Source organism: Lentisphaera marina (assembly GCF_028745505.1).
Taxonomy (GTDB): domain Bacteria; phylum Verrucomicrobiota; class Lentisphaeria; order Lentisphaerales; family Lentisphaeraceae; genus Lentisphaera; species Lentisphaera marina.
The window spans coordinates 37,955-56,735 of sequence record NZ_JAQZZL010000001.1 but is presented as its reverse complement, the minus strand read 5'-3'; the positions used below and the strand labels follow the sequence as shown (position 1 = coordinate 56,735).

The window sequence follows — 18,781 nt, the reverse complement described above, 5'->3', positions numbered from 1 at the left end:
TTACTTACTTATATTATCGTAAGCGAATGATTAAATATGCCTCAATTTTAAGAAAAATTATAAAAATTAAATGTTTTCGAGGCAGATCCTTTAAAAACTGAACGAATAACAAGCAGATATTCAAAAATTAAGGATCATTATGAAATACATTATATGCTTACTGAGTTTGCCATTCTTGTCTTTATTAGCAGAAGACAAAGTTAGTTTTAATAAAGATGTTCGCCCGATATTAGCGGATCGTTGTTATCATTGTCACGGGCCAGATGCTAATGAAATTAAAGGTAAGCTCCAGCTTCATACCTTTGAATATGCCACGCATGAACGCGTCTATAAAACGAAGAGTGGTCGCGAACGCCGTCGTGATCCAGCAATCATTCCTGGTAAACCACACGAAAGTATAGTGTGGGAGCGTATTATTACAGATGATGAAGATGAAGTGATGCCGCCGATTGATAGTTCAGCGAAACAATTAACTAAAGAAGAGAAAGAAATAATTCGCAAATGGATTACTCAGGGAGCTCAATACGAAAAACACTGGGCTTTCGTATCACCAGAAAAAAAGGCAGTTCAAGTCGATAATGATGAATGGTGTAAGAATGAGATCGATCGTCATGTTTTAAAGCAATTAGAAGATTTGAAGTTGAACCCGAATCCCGAGGCGGATAAAGAAACTTTGATACGCCGACTCTCTTTAGATTTACGTGGAGTTCCTCCAAGTTTAGCTGAAGTGGATGTGTTTTTAGCAGATTCAAAAGAAGGGGCCTATGAACGTTTGGTAGATCGCTTTTTATCAGATAAGGCAGTGGGCGAACGCCTAGCAGTTGAGTGGCTTGATGTCTCAAGTTATGGCGATTCTAGAGGTTTATTTGAGGATGGTGCTCGTACAATGTGGCCTTGGAGAGATTGGGTTGTTAATGCTTTTAATGAGAATAAGCCTTTTGATGAGTTTATAACTGAGCAAGTGGCGGGAGACTTACTTCCAAACCCTAGCCAAGAGCAATTGGTTGCGACGGGTTTTTATCGCAATAACCCTGTTTCTAATGAGGGTGGAATTATTGATGAAGAATATCTTCTACTCTACGCAGGTGAAAGAGTTAAAACTACGGGTATAGCATTTTTGGGAATGAGTATGGATTGCGCTTCATGCCATGATCACAAATACGATCCGCTTTCACAAAAGAGTTTTTATGAGATGTCGGCTTATTTTAGAAGTATTGATGAAAAAGGTAAAGTAGGGAAAGGTGCAGCACAGCCCTTTATTAAACTACCATCAAAAGAGCAGCAAACTAAAATGAACACTTATAATGCGGAGATCGCAAAGTGTAAGAAAGAACTGAAAAAAGTCGATATGACGCCCTTGTCATCACTCAAAGTCAAGAAAGTTAGACTGCACCGAGTCGACTCCACTCAGTTGATCTTGAATACGATTAAGTTTTTAGGTCACTCAGGTTCGAAAATTAAGATGAGTTCTGCAAATAAATCACAGAAATTTGATAATTTACTCAAGGTTGGAAATGAGAAAGAAATTCGAGTTCGAGGGAATTACCCCTTTATTGAATTCGAGTTTGAAAAAGCTTTCGATTTAGAAGGTGTTGAACTGACGACAGTAAAAAAACATTTTAATTATTTGAATGAAGCACAGCTAGAATACTTTGACGAAAAAGATGATCTAATTGCCGCCAATCAAATTCAGAAAAGTGAAGAATTATTTGTCTTAAAACCTCTGTCTAAAGAATTTGCAGTTCTTTTGCAAAAGCAAAATAAAGCGCTTTTAGACTTACAGAAAATTGATAAGCTGCTGCCCACTACACTCGTGATGAAAGAGCGTAAGCAGCCTCGTAAAACTCACATTTTAGAACGCGGAAGCTATGAGAATAAAGGTGAGGAAGTCTTCCCTGGAGTTCCGGAGAGTATTTTGGAAATGGATCCCTCTTATCCTAAAAACCGTTTAGGCTTAGCAAAATGGTTGGTAGATAAGCGCAACCCACTCACAGCAAGGGTGACGATCAATCGTTACTGGCAGTTATTATTTGGAAAGGGCATCGTTAAAACAGCGGAGGATTTTGGCTTACAGGGTGACTTGCCGAGTAATCAAGATTTGTTAGACTATCTAGCAGTAGATTTTGTAGAGAATGGCTGGGACTTAAAAGCTTCGCTTAAACAAATGCTGATGAGTGCCACATACCGTCAGTCAAGTGTTCAAGATCCACAGAAAGTGAAAGTAGACGGCGAGAATAAATATTTAAGTTATGGAAGTCGAAGAAGATTAGATGCTGAATTCATACGTGATAATGCTTTAGCCATCAGTGGATTACTAGTAGATAAGCAAGGTGGAGCCCCTGTCTATCCTTATCAACCAGCAGGTTTGTGGAAGGAGAAAAGTAACTCAATGAGCTTTAAGCAAAGTAAGGGTGAAGGTTTGTATAGAAAGACTATGTATACTTTTTGGAGGAGAACTGTACCACACCCTTCAAGCATAGTTTTTGATGCCATGGATCGCATAACTTGTGCGGCGAGAAGGAATCCTACAAACACTCCATTGCAGGCTCTTGTGACTCTTAATGACGTTCAGTATGTTGAAGCGGCAAGAGTTTTAGCTCAGCGCATGATGCAAGAGGGCGGCGCAAACATAGAGGAACGATTACACTACGCATGGCGCTTAGCTACATCACGCCAAGCAAAGAAAGTAGAAATTGAACTTTTGAAAAAAGAATTTGAGTATCGCCAGAACTTGTACTCCGCTCAGCCTGAGCAAGCAAAAACCGTTTTGCAGGTAGGCGACTCTAAGCAACTTGAGTCATTGGACCGCGTTGAACTCGCGTCCTACATGTCTGTAGCCCAAATCATTTTAAATTTAGATGAAGTCATTACGCGTAACTAAGGAGAAAAATATGAATAATCATTATGCACAGCCAATTAATCGTCGTAGTTTTCTCAAATCCAGTGCGGCAGGTTTAGGTTCGGTGGCACTGAGCTCAATGTTGAGTCCTCAGGCTTTTGCCGAACAAATTCAAGGAACTCATTTCGCCCCAAAAGCCAAGCGGATCATCTTCTTATTTATGAGTGGTGGGCCATCACAGCACGACCTCTTTGATCATAAGCCACTCTTGCGTGAACATCATGGTAAAGAACTCTTTATTCGCGAAGGTAAAGAAGGTGGATTTATTAAATCTCAGCAGCGTCTGACTGGTATGAGCTCAGGTCAAGCAAGCTTTCCAATTGCCGGCCACAAATGGGATTTCAAACAACACGGTAAAAGTGGTGCTTGGGTTAGTGATTTGATGCCACACACAGCAAAAATTGTCGATGACCTTTGTTTTGTGAAAAGTATGTATACAGAAGCGATTAATCACGATCCAGCGATCACCTTTTTTCAAACGGGTCATCAGATTCCTGGACGCCCTAGCTTTGGTTCATGGTTAAGTTATGGCTTGGGCTCTGCGAATAAGAATTTACCAGATTTTTCTGTGCTCATTTCGCAAGGTTCAGGTCGTCCTGGCGGACAGCCAATTTATACCAAGCTTTGGGGTAATGGTTTTTTGCCTTCAGTTCATCAAGGGGTTCAATTTAGAGCTGGAGAAAATCCCGTACTTTATTTAAGTAACCCCAAAGGAGAAACACGCCAAGGACGTCGTCACATGCTGGATACTCTGAAGGGTTTGAATAATGTAGCAATGGATCAGCATTTTGATGCTGAAACTCAAACTCGAATAGAGCAGTATGAAATGGCCTACCGCATGCAAATGTCAGTGCCAGAAGCGCTTTCTTTTGAAGATGAGCCCAAGAGTACGTTTGAGCTTTATGGTGAAGATTCTAAAAAGCCTGGGACTTTTGCGGCCAATTGTATTTTAGCTCGTCGCCAAGCAGAACGTGGTGTGCGTTTTATTCAGCTGTATCATCGTGGTTGGGATCAACATAACAATATGCCCAACGCACTGCCAAAACAATGTATGGATGTGGACCAAGCTTCAGCTGCTTTAGTGAGTGATCTCAAGCAACGCGGCATGCTCGATGATACCTTAGTTGTCTGGGGTGGTGAGTTTGGACGTACAACATATTGTCAGGGTAAATTGACTGAAACTGAGTATGGGCGAGATCATCACCCGCGTTGCTTTACTTATTGGATGGCCGGTGGCGGTATTAAGCCGGGGATTACACATGGTCAGACAGATGAGTTTGGTTATAATGTTGTGGATGGTGGCGTACACGTGCACGACTTCCATGCGACTATGTTGCACCAATTAGGCATCGATCATGAAAAATTGACGTATAAGTATCAAGGTCGCGCCTTCCGTCTCACGGATGTTCACGGCCATGTTGTAAAAGATATCTTGGGTTAATTGTCAAGAATAATTTATTAATACCTTAGGTGCTCAATGTTTTTTGTACTGTCTGCCTAGGCTTTTGCCTCTGGAGGCCGATAGCAAGTGAGTTTTTAATTTTCATAAATGTTTTAACAGTTAACTATGGGCGTAATGGGCGCGTGTGGATAGTGAGGTGAACGATTTTGAAACGAAAGGATAGCGGGGTCTTTAATGACTCCCTCATCAATATTGATAGCTTTTCGAATCGTTTCGTTTTTCATCCATTGTTCACGCCCGGCCATAACTGTGGGTAAGTGGACAATAAGCGCAGCTGATATTGAGCGAGAGGCGCTTTCCCAAAGATAGCTGGGGGTATGATCTACTGCGTAATAATCGATGCTTTTATATTTAAAGGTAGGTTGTTTGAAAGTCGTTGGTTTGGCAAAAAAGAAGCCCATGCCCTCATCACAACTAACGTCTATGATGAGCGTTCCTGGTTTAAGGCACGCCTGTTCGTCTTCTATAACAAAATCGCGTGGATTAGTGGGGTCTTGAAAAGTTCCATTGATAATGATGTCCGATTCACTAATTAGTTGTGCTAATGGGCGCTCACTTCCATCGTGTTCGACAACTATCATACGTGCTTCATCTTTATCGCCTGTACGTAGGCGTACATAATGGCAATCCAGAACTTCTTCACGAACTTCGTGATCTGGGCGCTGAACGCAGATAGTGATATCCCTGAAACCATGAGCTTTTAGTGCATAAATAGCTCCACGACTTACGGCACCAAAACTTAGGATGATTGTTTTTCGTTGATTGCCATAGTGTCCATCAATCCCCTTGAGCTGCAAGGCATGTAAGACTGCGCAGTAACCAGCCATTTCATTATTTTTATAAAAAGTGTGTCTGCCGGCGCGACCTGTAGGGTCCCACACGAACATTGATTCAAAAGCGATGAGAGTTAATCGTCGATCTAGAGCGGCTTGAGTAATATCTTTTTGTTGGACACAATGCACATAGCCCCAGAGGGTGCCCCCCTCACGAATGTCATTCAAATCTTCTAGTGTTGGCTTTGCAATGATAACTCTGCCAAGTTCGGCCAATAAAGTATGGCGTGAAGCAACACCTCCCGACTGAACGGCTAGTTCTTCATCAGAAATACCAAAAGGTTCGCCGTAACCCTCTTCGAAAATGAGTTGCTGACATATTTCTTTAGGAAGGCGTTGTAAATGTTCTGGGTGAATAGGGACACGACGTTCATCTTCTTTTTTCGAAATGCCAATGACACCGATGCTTGAATTATTCATGGAGTTTCCTTCTTGTTAAACAGATTGATAAATGGGACTTCATGAACAAATTGTTCGCGAGACGAGTGCCTGCTTGTAGGTGACTGAGTCTGTGACAGTCATTTCGAGTTCCATGTAGTGGAAACTAGACAAATGAGGGAGGAGTGAATTTTTGCTTGATCAAGTACTTCAGAACTTAAAGACTTAGTGCATAAGTAAGACTGTTAGATGACTGGATACGTAATTAAAGAGTGGTACTGAGTATTTACAGAGACCATCTTTTTCATCATATTGATTTGTTTTAGGGCAGTACATCATGGCTGCCACAGTGGTCGAAGTGTTTGTCAGTATAGCTCCACTAGGGTATTTAGCGAGGATTTACTCGGAATTATAGAGTTGGTTGCTCATTTGTGAGAATAGAGATGGGCTTACTCGGAGTATTCAGTGCCATCATAATTAATGTTTTTAGCGCCAAATCCTAGGGCAACAGCAGCCATTATTGTATACTTAGATTTATTGCTTGGTTTCGGTATCAATGAAGACATCTTTCCAAAACTGTGTACTTAAGAATGAGTCATGTCCGCCTGGAAGTATGGTGAAAATCATCTGATCACCACATTGTTGCTTGAGCTCGGAAAAGATTTCAGGTGGCGCGATACTATCAATTTTGCCGGCATACAGAAAGAGTTTAAGCTGTTTGTTTTTGTGTAGACTGTCAGCTATGTCTTTTGGTAGCAAGGGGTCGGCAGGACCGAGGTCGGTATTGTCAGCTAAATTATGAATGGGTGAATCAATACAGAAATGCATTAGAGCTTCTTCTCCTAGAGGCCAAGAATCTGTGTTAATCCCACTTTTTTTGAGTTTATTAAGAGTGGCCTGATAATATAGGCTCAGTGATTGTTTGGGGTTTGTCACATAGGCTTCATGACGGTTGAATACAACATTGAGTGCATCTTGTTCTTTGCCTAAGTAAATAAAACTTTTGTTAAAGTAAAAGTTGTTAATAACTAAGCGTAATTTGTGAACATCAACGGAGTTTTCAGGACAAATCATTGTCAGTATATTTGATAAATCTTTCCAGTAAGTTGGGGAGGAAAGAAAAACCATGCCAATAAATGAGAAAGTGTGACGACCTTGGATAGTAATGTCTGGCTCGCCTTTTGGGGAAAACGAAATTTCTTGGCATTTTTGTGCGATGAGTTCGAGGCGCTTTTTATCTTTAGGGAATTTTTTTAAATATGCTTTTAAGACATCTTTATGCTTGAGAATGCGCGATTCCGCAAAGGGTGTTGGCATGGAGGTGGCAGCAAAGCCATGGGCATGGGCTGAATAAAGTGATTCGGGATACATGGTGATGTATCGTTGGATAATGAGGGATCCGAAGCTCTGGCCAGTTACAATCCATTTTTTTGTCGAGAATATTTTTTTTCGAATGATCTCAGCATCCTCAACAATCGCTCGGCTGAGGTAGTTTTTTAGGCGTAGAACATCTGTTCCAGATCTTATTTGTGGCAATGGAGAGGAGAGACCTGTGCCGCGTTGATGAATAATAATGACGCCATGGTCTTTGATAATGGGTATTAAAGCAGGGGTTGATGAGCGTGGATCTAGTCCAGGACCTCCATAAAAAAAGCATATGGGGCGAAGCGTTTTATCTAGATTTTCAGGAAGTCTGTACTCATAAAAAACTTTAATTTTTCTTCCCTGTGGATCTAGGTGGTTTTCTGGAACTTGTACCCAGTCATAGATGACGTACTTAGGGAGCTTTTTAATGTAGTTCTGGTCCCGAGGACTCAGCTCTGATTTGATCTTTTCAAAGGGGAAAAGCGAGTCACTTGCTTGTTTCCCTGCATGTGTAAAAATTGAAATAAATAATAGATCCTTTTGCAAAAGTCCTGAATTAGAGTGATTAAAAAGTTCATCCAGGATAAATCTTAAGATCTCGCTCACATGTATCTCGAAATTGGATACATGTGAGTATAAACAAGCCAAAAATGGACGCAAGTTGATCATGACGTATAGTTTTATGTTAGTTGCTAAATAGTCTTGAAGAGTTGGTTTGCTGTTATTGCAATAATGCCAAACATTAGATGAGTCATGACTTTTGCATGTCCTCGTACTCTGATCATCCTACCACCATAGTTGTCTTTTAAGTTCGAAAAGACTCTTTCAACAGATGACCGCTGTTTGTACCGTTCTTTTTCAGGCGGGTCAAAAATCTTTTTCTCCCCAGTTTTTCTAGGATTGTGATCAATAATAGATTTATGTCCTAAAAGATGGCTGAATTTATGGATAGAAGGTGAATCATAGGCTGCATCCATTAAATCATATAAATTAGTTATGCGTTGTGCGCTAATCTGTGCTAAAGGGATTGCCGCTTGGCTGTCGTGTAAAGACGCTGAACTCAATAGGCCTGCGACTGGTATATCTCCATCAATACAATCTAAGTGAAGCTTGTAGCCTTTCCATGAAACTTTATAACCATTACTGTTTTTCTTTGTCCCTTTATTACAGTGCGTTGGGAGCTCTTTTAAGTTTTCTTCAAGTGACCGGTCGACCTGCTTTTCCACTACGGTTTTTTCTTTAATTCGGATCTCACCTTTTTTAGGCCGCCCTCGTTTCTTAGGGGCTTTAGGCTCAGCCCCTGGTTCAGACATGACTTTTTCTCTAGCTTCAATTGCTGAAGAATCTCTACTAATGTGCGGTACTAAGGTGTCTCCACAATGTTTTACCACTAAGAATTCATGGATTCTTTGGCAGAGCTGAGAGGCGGTGATTTCTGCAAATACTCTAGAAAAAGTACTTTCATGAGGAAGCTGTTTTGCAAATTCCCAACCACATAAACGACGTATCTTTGTACTTGATTTGAGAAAGTCTATAAAAGATCTTGTTGTATCGAAGTTATAAACGGATTTGGCTATGTAAGCTTTCACTATATTAAAATGATCTTTCGGAGGTCGCCCAAATCCACACCATTCAAATTCATGGCTGAACTGATCAAGCTCAGTTATTGTGCAGATGCGAACAAACTCTTTCTCTTTCTTAGTTAATTCTCCGCCTAAAAGTTCTTCTAAGCCTGGAAATAAATACTTTTCTATGGTATCCCATAAGCCGGGTAGATTCATGTTTTTTCTCTTTTTGTTTTGGTAACTATTGAGATAACATGTTTCTACTTTTATTCAGCTTGTTTTATGACTTTTGCAAAAGGCTCAATAAACTTAGTAATAAACGCATCTTTCCTCACAAATATTTTTTTTATAATCTGTTTTCTCGATGACACTTTACAAGGATTAGGACTTAGCCTCATTTGTGGAAACTGAAGCATTAAGCCTAATGCGGATAATTTTTTTCTTAATCATTAATGAAGGATTGTTTTTTTATTTATTTACCGGCTGTAACTTCTGCGGGACAGAGGTGTAATATTTTCATGAAAAATTATTAACATAAAAATTAAGAGGACATCAATGAAAAATACCGTACTGATATTATTTCTATTCTTTGCCATGTGCGCAAAAGCTAATTCAGAAAAACCCAATGTGATTATTATCTTTGCCGATGACATGGGTTATGGAGATATGAGTTGTAATGGCAACCCATCGATAAAAACTCCCCACCTTGATAGGATGGCTTATGAAGGGCAGAAATGGACGAATTTTTATGTGGCAGCACCAGTGTGTACTCCCAGTCGTGCAGGTCTTTTGACGGGGCGTTTGCCAATACGCAATGGTATGTGTTCCAATAAACGTCGTGTTCTTTTCCCTGATTCGAAAGGGGGTTTACTTCAGAGTGAATATACATTGGCCGACATGTTCAAATCGGCTGGTTACGAGACGGGCATGGTGGGAAAATGGCATTTGGGTCATCACGCTGAGTTTTTGCCGATGAAGCATGGTTTTGATTCTTGGTATGGTATTCCTTACTCAAATGATATGGATGCGAATAAGGAATTGATCAATAAAGTTAAAAAGGACAAGTCACTTCCCTGGCATAGAGGGAAGCATTGGGAAGAACCAAAATCGGAGTATTGGGAAGTTCCGCTCATGCAAGGGGAAACTATCTTGAAACGTGCGCCCGATCAAGAGTTGTTGACAAAGACTTACACCGAAAAATCACAGCAATTTATTCGCGTTAATAAAAACAAGCCTTTTTTCCTGTATCTCGCTCATAGTATGCCACATGTGCCACTCTTTCGATCCAATAAATTTAAGGGAGTTAGCACCATGGGGCTGTATGGTGATGTTATAGAGGAGTTGGATTGGTCGGTTGGGCAAATCATCAAAACATTAAAAGAAGAAGGACTCGAGAAAAAGACTATTGTTGTCTTTACTTCTGATAATGGACCATGGCTTAGTTTTAAAACCCAAGGTGGTATTGCTGGCCCATTGCGTGATGGCAAGGGCTCGACTTGGGAGGGTGGCATGCGCGAACCCACAGTTATTTGGGGGCCTTCTTACGTGAAGCCTGGAATAATTCACGATCTAGGAAGTACGCTAGATATGATGGCTACTTTTTCTAAATTAAGTGGTGGCGCAATGCCTGAGGTGAAACACGATAGTTATGACCTGAGTGGCGTGCTACAGTACAAAAAGGCGAGTCCTAGGAAGGAGATGTTTTATTACCATGGTGAGAAACTACAGGCAGTGCGTTACGGTCAATACAAAGCCATTTTTAATCAAAAAGGAGAGGCTACAGACCTTTATGATTTAAATATAGATCCTGGTGAAAAGTATAATGTGATAGAAAGTAAAAAGGATGTCTTAGTAGGTATTCAAGCATTGCGTGAAACTCATTTAAATGATGTCGAAAAAGTAGAGAGTCAGCTCATTTTACGATAATAATGTCCATATATACGCCTTTAGATAGAAAAAGTTTGTCATGTACTTACTTTTCTGTCAGTAGAACGAAGATAGATGCGTAATATTTAAGACGATAAATAAATTAAGGAAAAAAATGAAAACGATTATATCTATGATCTCTCTCTTAGGGATGAGTGCGAGTCTTTTAGCTCAAAAGCCACACAAAGCTGAAGTTCAAAAATCTTTTGATGCAAAAGTTGTGGCAGCAATGCCTCAAGTTAAAGCCTTAGCGAAACCCGCAAAAGCACGAAAAATCTTGGTTCTCTCAAAAACGGCGGGTTGGTACCATAGTTCAATTGAAACGGGGAAGACCTGTTTTGCTGAGATGAGTAAAGTGAGCGGAGCTTTCTCAATTGATTTTAATGATGATCCAAGTTTTTACACAAGTGCGAATCTCGCAAAATATGATGCGATTTTATTTAACAACACGACTTATTCGCAAGATTATTTCAATGAGGAGCAGCGTTCAGCCATTTTAGGCTTCATCAAAAATGGTGGCGGTTTTATCGGCGTTCATGCGGCATCGGATTGCGGAACTTCTGCAAAAAAAGCAAAGTCGACATGGCCAGAAATTACCGAAATGATGGGCGGTGCTTTTGATGGTCACCCATGGACTCACAAAGGAATGTATGGGGTTCTTAATGAAGATCCAGAACATAAAATTTTAGCGCCAATGAAGGGTGAGAACTTCGAGATTTCTGATGAACTCTACAAATTCAAAGATTACAAACGTGAAAATCAGCGCGTGTTGTTAACCATAGATATGAGCAAGTCCTACAAGAAAGGTGGTCGCGATGATCATGACCATGCGCTCTTATGGGTGAAAGAGTATGGCAAGGGGCGTGTGTTCTTTTCTGCCTTCGGTCATAATGAGCATATTTTCTATAATCCAATGATTTTGCAGACTTGGCTCAATGGGATTCAGTTTGCTTTAGGTGATCTCGATGTGAAAACTGAAGCTCTACCCATTCCTGAGGAGCATAAGAATTTTAAACCGCAAGAAAATAATTAATTTGCTATTTCCTAAATCATACGATTGGAATTCTGTGAAACTTTGAAGAGCCTTGATGTGTTGCTTTTTGGAGCAGAGTTGTCAGTTCTCAATATTTAACATTACTGTGACAACAAATAGAGGGGGCTATAACTACTCAAGACTCAAGAAAATGTGTTTTTCACATGATGGAGACACACCGTTGCGAGCCGGCTATTAAGTCAGCTATGTTAGTTCTTTAGTTGGCTTCATATGATCCAGGGAATTAAGGATCGTTCCCATATTTTATTAAACTGCAATTCTTTCATTTTAAATTTATGTATTTTCAGAGTAAATGAACGAGACTCAGGAATGATTTTTCCCGCTATATCGAAAAACTTCCTTCTGAAAGTTGTTGGATAAGAGGTCTTGAAAAGGCAGGCAATTTTTCTTTTAAAAACCTGAAACAGATTAAAGGCTAGAATCCCCATGTAGTACCAAAGTTGATTAGCGTGAAAATCTAAACAAGGCATACGTTCGCTAGTGAAGTCTTTGACCTCTCTATGAGTTAATTCATCTTTACCTCTAGAATGGTCATATTCAATTAATTTTTCATCACTACAGTTATCATAATTCGATAGAATTATACGACCATTCAAGCCTAGCAAGGGTTCACCATTTTCTTCAACCACAACAAGTTTTAAAGCCCTGTATTTCATATTTTCATCCCATGATTTTCTGCACTCTTGAAAAGCTTCATATTTCCACATACTATTCTTGTTTTCATAAATGCCAGAAAAACTATGTACGTCAAAAGTATGATCTTTGTAAACCTTTCCAGCACAAACAAAATTAACCCCCAATTCATCGCAAAGCTTGAAGATTTTTTGATCGTAAAAGCCTCCATCCATTCTAACAATGATAGTGACTTCCGGACCAAGGGTTTCCCTTATGCTTTTGCTTGCGTTCTTTAGCATTGTTTTAACTATGTCGCCATGGTTGGTCGAACAATGTCCTGATTGAAAATAGGTGTCAACATAAAAACCATTCCAGATAAGATTGATGGGATGATATCCTTGGAAATTTTTGTAGGTAGGTTTAACTCCTGCACGACATTTAGCCCCATCGTTATTGTATACACAGGAATCTAAAAATAAGACCACTTCATTCGGTGACTCATTCTTTAATACTGATTGAAAAATACGATGGAAATAAGGACGAATAGTTTCGACATCTATTTTATCTGCTTTGTATAACAGTCGTTTCAGTGATGCGGTATTTAAGTATTCTTTACAGCCATGTATTTTTATCCATGACTCATCTTGGTTGAGTCTATCAAAACTTTCTAAACTCTGTTCAGTTCCATCTGCTAAAAATAATAAAATCTGTAAGAAAGCCTCTTTTAGCTTTATGCCTTTTTTTGATTTACGCAGATCTTGATATATCAAAGACAGTTCATCACTGACATGTGACTTCTTAAGGAAATTTACAAATGGAGCTAAGCCTGCACGGGGGGTGAGACATTCGGATGTTGTTGATATTTTGGTGATAGAAGGCATGATGAATGGGTGGTGTTTTGAGTTTTTGTTTTTTGGTCGAAACTAATTTAACTCATTCACCACTTTTCACCTCACACGTGAACATTTTTCCTTCAAAGCGTATTTATTAGGTATTTGGAGATTTGTTATTTTTTTAAATATCCATTGATTTAATAAAAATGGATATAGAAAATGTTTTATAATACCTCATATAGAAATAAAAGTATAGATAAAGAGATTGATGGTCACTTGGGAGAATCTTACGGCTTAATAAAAACATTTCAGTTAAGGGGTAAAGGTTCTGGGAGGATGTTGATTGAAGAAATGAGTCAAAAGTTATTTGATAGTTTAGATGGTCACGCTGGGATGCATTTCACAAATATTGAGCAGAGACCTAAAGGGGTATTGCTTTTTTTTAAGAGAAATACAAGTGAATTTACTTGGGCAGTGCCATTTCATCATTTATCGGTTTTTAAAACAAATACTTACAATATTCATGCTCAGGGGCAGTATGTGAAATTACGCTTGTCTACTGTATTTCCCTATAATGAAAAGTTTCTAGAAAGAATGATGAAGTTTCGTAATGATTATATGGAATTAGGTATTTGTGGATAATAGAACTCCTTAGTTTTATGTAAGCTCACGCTTAACTTCTTTTTTGATCCTCCTATTTCATTTTAAATTCTTTAAGGCTGTCAGAAGTTCTTTGGCTATTTTACCCGTCACAAATTATCGATTCCTCTGCTCTTTCGGATCAATGATTTTATTAGTTTAAGCTATTGATATGAAATTAGATTTTAATAACGAATCTCTATTTGAATAGCCACAATTACGTATCTTAAAATGAATTTATTTGTTTTACGAGTTAAAAAGTATGCAACTAAGAAATGCTTTTAGTAGTGTTTTATTGCTAGCTTTCGAATTTGTTCTAAACTGCAATTGTCAGATTAGAGTTTGGTTTGGGTTATTAAAACTCAAACTTACGATACCTCAATTTCGAGCTTTTAAGTGATGAAGGACAAATGGAACAATATTATATCATTGTGAAAGTATGACTTAGAAATACACTCGTTGTCAAACTCAATTCCAGGCAGATTTTATTAAATTGTAAATACTCATTTCTTTTTACGGCTATGTTTTCAAGATATAAATAAGGACTATATTGGCTGATATAGAATTTTTTAGGAATGATAGCATGGATTTTACTGATTTAATTGGCAAAACACCACTACTTGAATTGAAACAATTATGCCCCAATAAAAAAGTTAAGGTTTTTGTTAAGCTTGAAGGCAACAATCCTGGTGGTAGCGTAAAAGATCGCGCCGCCTATTATATGATTTCTGATGCAGAAATGCGCGGGGTTTTGAAGCCTGGAGTAAAAATCATTGAAGCGACCAGTGGAAATACGGGGATAGCGCTATCAATGATCGCCTCAGTTAAGGGCTACGACATTGAGTTGGCAATGCCGGAGAACTCGACCCAAGAACGCGTTGACGCTATGAAGGCCTTTGGGGCAAAAGTTACTCTGACCGAGTCAATGGAGAGTGCCATCGATTATGCCAAGAGCAAAGTTGAAGAAGGCGGTTATGTGATGCTTAATCAATTTGGCAATGAAGCAAACCCAGAAGCACATTACCGTGGAACAGCTCCAGAGATTTGGGCTGCTACTCAAGGGCAAATCACCCATTTTGTTTCTTGTATGGGTACAACTGGCACCATTATGGGGACCTCACGCTATTTAAAAGAGCGTAATCAAGAAGTTCAAATTGTTGGTTGTCAGCCTGCTGATGGCGCAAAAATTCCTGGGATTCGCCGTTGGCCCCAAGAGTATTTACCTGCAATTTACGAAGCAGATCGAGTCGATAAAATTTACGACATCAAGCAAGAAGATGCCGAAGAAATGATGCGTCAGTTAGGGCGCCAGGAAGGGGTTTTTTGTGGTATATCATCAGGTGGATCCGTTTGGGCCGCACTTGAATTAGCCAAGACTTTAGAAGAAGGTTTAATTGTAGCCATTGTATGCGATCGTGGAGATCGCTATTTATCAACAGGTCTTTTTGGACAATAAATTTAATAATTAGGAATTTAAAATGAAAACACATTTAGAACAAATGAAAGAAGAACTCGAGGCTGGTACAGCACAACTTCTTGATGTAAGAGAATTTAACGAATGGCAAGAAGGACATTTAAAGCAAGCTTTATTTGCTCCATTATCTAACCTTGAAGCAGGTGATGAACCTGATGATGTGGATTTAGAATTAAAAACTTACCTTCACTGTCGTAGCGGTCGTCGTGTATATATGGCAGCCCCCCTTCTTGAAGATCTTGGAATTAGCGAAGTTGTTCCACTTGATGAAGGTTTTGACGAGCTTGTATCAGAAGGCTTTGAAGCTTAATGAAAATCAAATTAAAACGCGTCGAGGGCATGCAGTTTGACTGTGTAAGTGGTGAAGGTCATACAGTAAGAATCGATGGGCCACCATCAATTGGTGGAACTGATACAGGACCTCGCCCAATGGAAATGGTCCTAGTTGGTTTAGCGGGTTGTTCTGCAGTAGATGTACTGATGATTTTGGGTAAGCAACGCCAAAATCCTGCCGATGTTGAGTTGACGGTAACGGCTGAACGCGCAGATGCAGTTCCAGCAGTCTTTACGAAAATCAATATCCATGTAGATTGCATTGGTGGTGATGTTAGCCTTAAGAAATTAGAGAAAGCTTGTGAGCTTTCAATGGAAAAATATTGTTCTGTTTCAAAAATGCTTGAACCAACGGTGGAAATAACACATACTTGTAGTGTAAAGTAAAACCAAGGAGAAAGTTATGAAATATATTGCTTTGATTACTTGTTTATTCATTTTTGCCTCATGTAAGGATGAACAAACTACAAAAACGTCGGAACCTATTTCCAGGGCTGAAGCAGGATCTAAGAAAGACTTATCTAATAGTAAAAAAGAAGCTGAAAAGGCTGATAAAGATTGTGAAGTTGGTTGTCCAAGTTGTGGCGTTAAGGAATCTTTTGAACTTAAAGCTCCTAATGGTGGTGCTCTCATGAAATTAGGCGGTGATGCAGCTGTGATGGAAATTGTTATTGATCATAAAGATGGTGCTATGACGGTATATTTTTATGATGGTTTAGCCAAAGAGCAATTAAAACTTGATCAGGCACAGCTGGATTTACAGATAAACACCATAAATCTCACACTTAAAGCTGATGAAAAAGGCGTTTTTCGCTTAAAATCAGATATCATCAAGGGTTTGAAAAAGTTTGAAGCAACGGTAGATAAGCTTGAGATTGATGGTTTACCCTTTGATGGTGTGCCTGTTTATTATCCTGAAGGAAATTAAACTTTAGATGAGTAAAAAACTCTTAGTCATTAATGCAGTTGGCTTAACAGAAAGCTTGATTAATGATGATTGCCCTAATCTAAAGTATTTCTTCGAGAAAAATCGTCAGTACTTAAAACCACCCATTCCTGCAGTGACCTGCACTTCTCAAGCCACTTTATTGACGGGCAACAGTCCTCAAGAGCATGGGATAGTAGCTAATGGTTGGTACTTTCGAGATTTAGCACAAGTTTGGCTTTGGAGGCAAACTAATCAGTTGGTGACAGGAGAGAAGGTTTGGGAAACACTAAGGTCCCAAGACCCCAGTTTCACCACGGCAAAAATGTTTTGGTGGTACAATATGTACTCCAGTGCAGAGTGGTCGGCGACGCCTCGTCCGATATATCGGGCTGATGGTGCCAAGCACCCAGGCTCGTATACACATCCAATGGAACTCAATGATGAATTGGAGTCTGAGCTCGGGACTTTCCCTTTATTTAAGTTTTGGGGTCCGATGACGTCTATCGAATCGACGAAATGGATTAGTGACTCGACCATACATGTTATGAAAAAGCATCAGCCCAATTTATCTCTCGTTTACTTGCCACATTTAGATTATAACTTGCAAAGATTAGGGCCAAATGATCCTGCGATGGCCAAAGATGTTCGCGAGTTAGATGAGTGTATTGGCGATCTTCGTAAATGTGCTGAGTCACTGGATTATAAAGTGGTGATCCTGTCAGAGTACGGTATTCAAGAAGTCGATAAACCAATTCATATTAATCGCGCACTTCGCAAAGCAGGTTTGATTAAAGTGCGTATGGAATGCGGTGAAGAGCAGTTTGATGCAGGCGCGTCTGACGCTTTTGCCGTGGCAGATCACCAATTAGCTCATGTCTATGTCAATGATAAAAGTAAAATACCTGAAATTGAAAAATTATTGACTGGACTTGATGGTGTGGCTGAAGTTTGTAGTGGCGAAGCTCGAAGCAAGTACGATTTAGATCATGAACGCTCTGGAGAAATCGTTTGTTTGGCTGAAAAGAATGCTTGGTTTACTTATTATTACTGGTTAGATGATAGCCTTGCGCCTGATTATGCTCGTGCGGTAGATATACATCGTAAGCCAGGTTATGACCCCGTAGAATTATTTATGAGACCCGGGGGCAAATTAAGCGCAGCAAAAACTTTATTAAAGAAAAAACTGGGCTTCCGTTACCTAATGGATGTTATCCCACTCGATGCCACCTTAGTAAAGGGTTCGCATGGTGTTCATCCTGAAAAATTAGCTGATGGTCCCTTGTTGATTGGCGATTTAGAGTTAGGTGATGATGAAGTGAGAGATATGAGAGATTTTAAAAAGCTTGTGGAAGAGTATTTCCAAGCATAAAGGAGTGAATTGATGAAGTCATTATACATTGCAGCCACGAGTCAGCACGTTGGCAAAACAACCAATACTTTAGGGATGCTCGCAGCTCTACAGAAACGCGGTGTTAAAGTGGGGTATTCAAAACCCTTGGGTCAGCAGTTTCACACGGTGAAAGGCAAGCGTGTTGATAAGGATGCCGTATTGTTTTCTGAAACTCTAAAAACTTTTGATTTAATTCCTGATATTCACTCCCCAGTAATTTTGGGTCCAGGTGATACGGCGGAGCTTTTAGATGATCCCAAAACAGGTGTGCTTGAGCGCAAGATTCTTCATGCTGCCGAAACTTTGAATAAAGATTATGAGTTTGTCTTGTATGAAGGTACGGGACACCCAGGTGTAGGTTCTGTTGTCGGCTTATCCAATGCTCGAGTTGCTGAACTCTTAGAAACTGAAGTCGTTTTAGTTCTCGAGGGTGGCATTGGCAATACCATTGATCGGCTGGCTTTGTGTAAAGCTTTGTTTGATGCGCACGGAGTTGCGATTAAAGGAGTGATTTTAAATAAAGTCCTACCTCAAAAAATGGATAAAATTCGCCATTATGTGGAGCCATGGATTGAGGCAAATGGGATGCAGTTACTCGGTTTGATGCCTTACGATTCCCAATTAGTTTATCCATCCATTAAGCATGTAGTGAAAGTGGTTAAGGGCGAAGTGATTAGTGGAGCTAAGGAAACGATGAATACCTTAGTGCACGAAGCTTTGGCAGGGGGGACGTCGAGTCCAAGTGGTGACCATCCCCCAGAGAACTTACTCTTGGTTGTAAGCCGAGGTCGCTTCTTGGAGTCTTTGCATCATCAGCAAAAGCTAGCTCGTGAACAAGGGCGCGAGTTTATACTCGCTGGTGTAATGTTGACATCCAAAGGGCATGTGAGTAGCAAAGCTCTAAAGATTTGCGAAGAGCAAGGTATTCCTGTGATCACTACGGATTTTGATACATATCAAGCAGTGGTGAAAATGAGTCACCTTGTGGCTAAGATTGATACTAAGAGCCCCGCAAAAGTCCAGCGTGCTATTGATCTATTTGAAGAAAATATAGATATGGATAAGCTTCTTAAGTTAGTGAAATGAT

14 protein-coding genes and 1 pseudogene are annotated in these 18,781 nt (G+C 39.7%); 11 read left to right on the top strand and 4 right to left on the bottom strand.

Translation table 11 applies throughout. The annotated features are described in order from the left end of the window. Positions 1–139 precede the first annotated feature (139 nt). Together PQO01_RS00245 and PQO01_RS00240 are read left to right on the top strand one after the other, a co-directional pair. Positions 140–2,881: a PSD1 and planctomycete cytochrome C domain-containing protein gene (locus PQO01_RS00245; protein ID WP_274312036.1), complete on the top strand. Its 2,742-nt coding sequence runs from the start codon at positions 140–142 to the stop codon at positions 2,879–2,881. A gap of 10 nt (positions 2,882–2,891) precedes the next feature. Next, on the top strand, positions 2,892–4,340 hold the full coding sequence (locus tag PQO01_RS00240; protein WP_274312035.1) for a DUF1501 domain-containing protein: 1,449 nt from the start codon (positions 2,892–2,894) through the stop codon (positions 4,338–4,340). 113 nt (positions 4,341–4,453) lie between these two features. Here the strand turns inward: PQO01_RS00240 and PQO01_RS00235 are convergent, their stop codons facing one another. The 3 genes from PQO01_RS00235 to PQO01_RS00225 form a co-directional block, all read right to left on the bottom strand. Then, entirely contained in the window at positions 4,454–5,614 is a 1,161-nt protein-coding gene (locus PQO01_RS00235; protein ID WP_274312034.1) for a N(5)-(carboxyethyl)ornithine synthase, read from the bottom strand. A 492-nt stretch (positions 5,615–6,106) separates the two neighbouring features. Beyond that, positions 6,107–7,543 (bottom strand): alpha/beta fold hydrolase, encoded by a 1,437-nt coding sequence (locus PQO01_RS00230; protein WP_274312033.1) that lies wholly within the window; start codon positions 7,541–7,543, stop codon positions 6,107–6,109. 86 nt (positions 7,544–7,629) lie between these two features. Continuing rightward, positions 7,630–8,718 (bottom strand): transposase, encoded by a 1,089-nt coding sequence (locus PQO01_RS00225; RefSeq protein WP_274312032.1) that lies wholly within the window; start codon positions 8,716–8,718, stop codon positions 7,630–7,632. Between the two features lie 339 nt (positions 8,719–9,057). On the opposite strand from PQO01_RS00225, the gene PQO01_RS00220 reads away from it, so the two are divergent. Further along, positions 9,058–10,428: a sulfatase family protein gene (locus PQO01_RS00220; RefSeq protein ID WP_274312031.1), complete on the top strand. Its 1,371-nt coding sequence runs from the start codon at positions 9,058–9,060 to the stop codon at positions 10,426–10,428. A gap of 115 nt (positions 10,429–10,543) precedes the next feature. Next, positions 10,544–11,461, top strand: coding sequence for a ThuA domain-containing protein (locus tag PQO01_RS00215; protein WP_274312030.1), 918 nt, complete (start codon positions 10,544–10,546; stop codon positions 11,459–11,461). A 227-nt stretch (positions 11,462–11,688) separates the two neighbouring features. Here PQO01_RS00215 and PQO01_RS00210 read toward each other — a convergent pair. Next, positions 11,689–13,063: pseudogene (locus PQO01_RS00210) on the bottom strand (IS1380 family transposase). An 86-nt stretch (positions 13,064–13,149) separates the two neighbouring features. Between PQO01_RS00210 and PQO01_RS00205 the strand changes: the two are divergent. The 7 genes from PQO01_RS00205 to PQO01_RS00175 all read left to right on the top strand — a co-directional run bounded on the left by PQO01_RS00205 (position 13,150) and on the right by PQO01_RS00175 (position 18,780). After that, positions 13,150–13,572, top strand: a complete 423-nt coding sequence (locus tag PQO01_RS00205; protein ID WP_274312029.1) for a hypothetical protein — start codon at positions 13,150–13,152, stop codon at positions 13,570–13,572. 580 nt (positions 13,573–14,152) lie between these two features. Continuing rightward, positions 14,153–15,025, top strand: a complete 873-nt coding sequence (gene cysM / locus PQO01_RS00200; protein WP_274312028.1) for a cysteine synthase CysM — start codon at positions 14,153–14,155, stop codon at positions 15,023–15,025. Positions 15,026–15,047: 22 nt separating this feature from the next. After that, the gene (locus PQO01_RS00195; RefSeq protein WP_274312027.1) at positions 15,048–15,353 is read left to right on the top strand and encodes a rhodanese-like domain-containing protein; all 306 of its coding nucleotides are present in this window, start codon (positions 15,048–15,050) and stop codon (positions 15,351–15,353) included. Then, positions 15,353–15,763, top strand: coding sequence for an OsmC family protein (locus tag PQO01_RS00190; protein WP_274312026.1), 411 nt, complete (start codon positions 15,353–15,355; stop codon positions 15,761–15,763). The genes PQO01_RS00195 and PQO01_RS00190 overlap by 1 nt, the downstream gene beginning before the upstream one ends. A 16-nt stretch (positions 15,764–15,779) precedes the next feature. Beyond that, positions 15,780–16,304: a hypothetical protein gene (locus tag PQO01_RS00185; protein WP_274312025.1), complete on the top strand. Its 525-nt coding sequence runs from the start codon at positions 15,780–15,782 to the stop codon at positions 16,302–16,304. Between the two features lie 7 nt (positions 16,305–16,311). Beyond that, positions 16,312–17,673 (top strand): alkaline phosphatase family protein, encoded by a 1,362-nt coding sequence (locus PQO01_RS00180; RefSeq protein WP_274312024.1) that lies wholly within the window; start codon positions 16,312–16,314, stop codon positions 17,671–17,673. Between the two features lie 12 nt (positions 17,674–17,685). After that, on the top strand, positions 17,686–18,780 hold the full coding sequence (locus PQO01_RS00175) for an AAA family ATPase (RefSeq protein ID WP_274312023.1): 1,095 nt from the start codon (positions 17,686–17,688) through the stop codon (positions 18,778–18,780). Position 18,781: the final 1 nt, after the last annotated feature.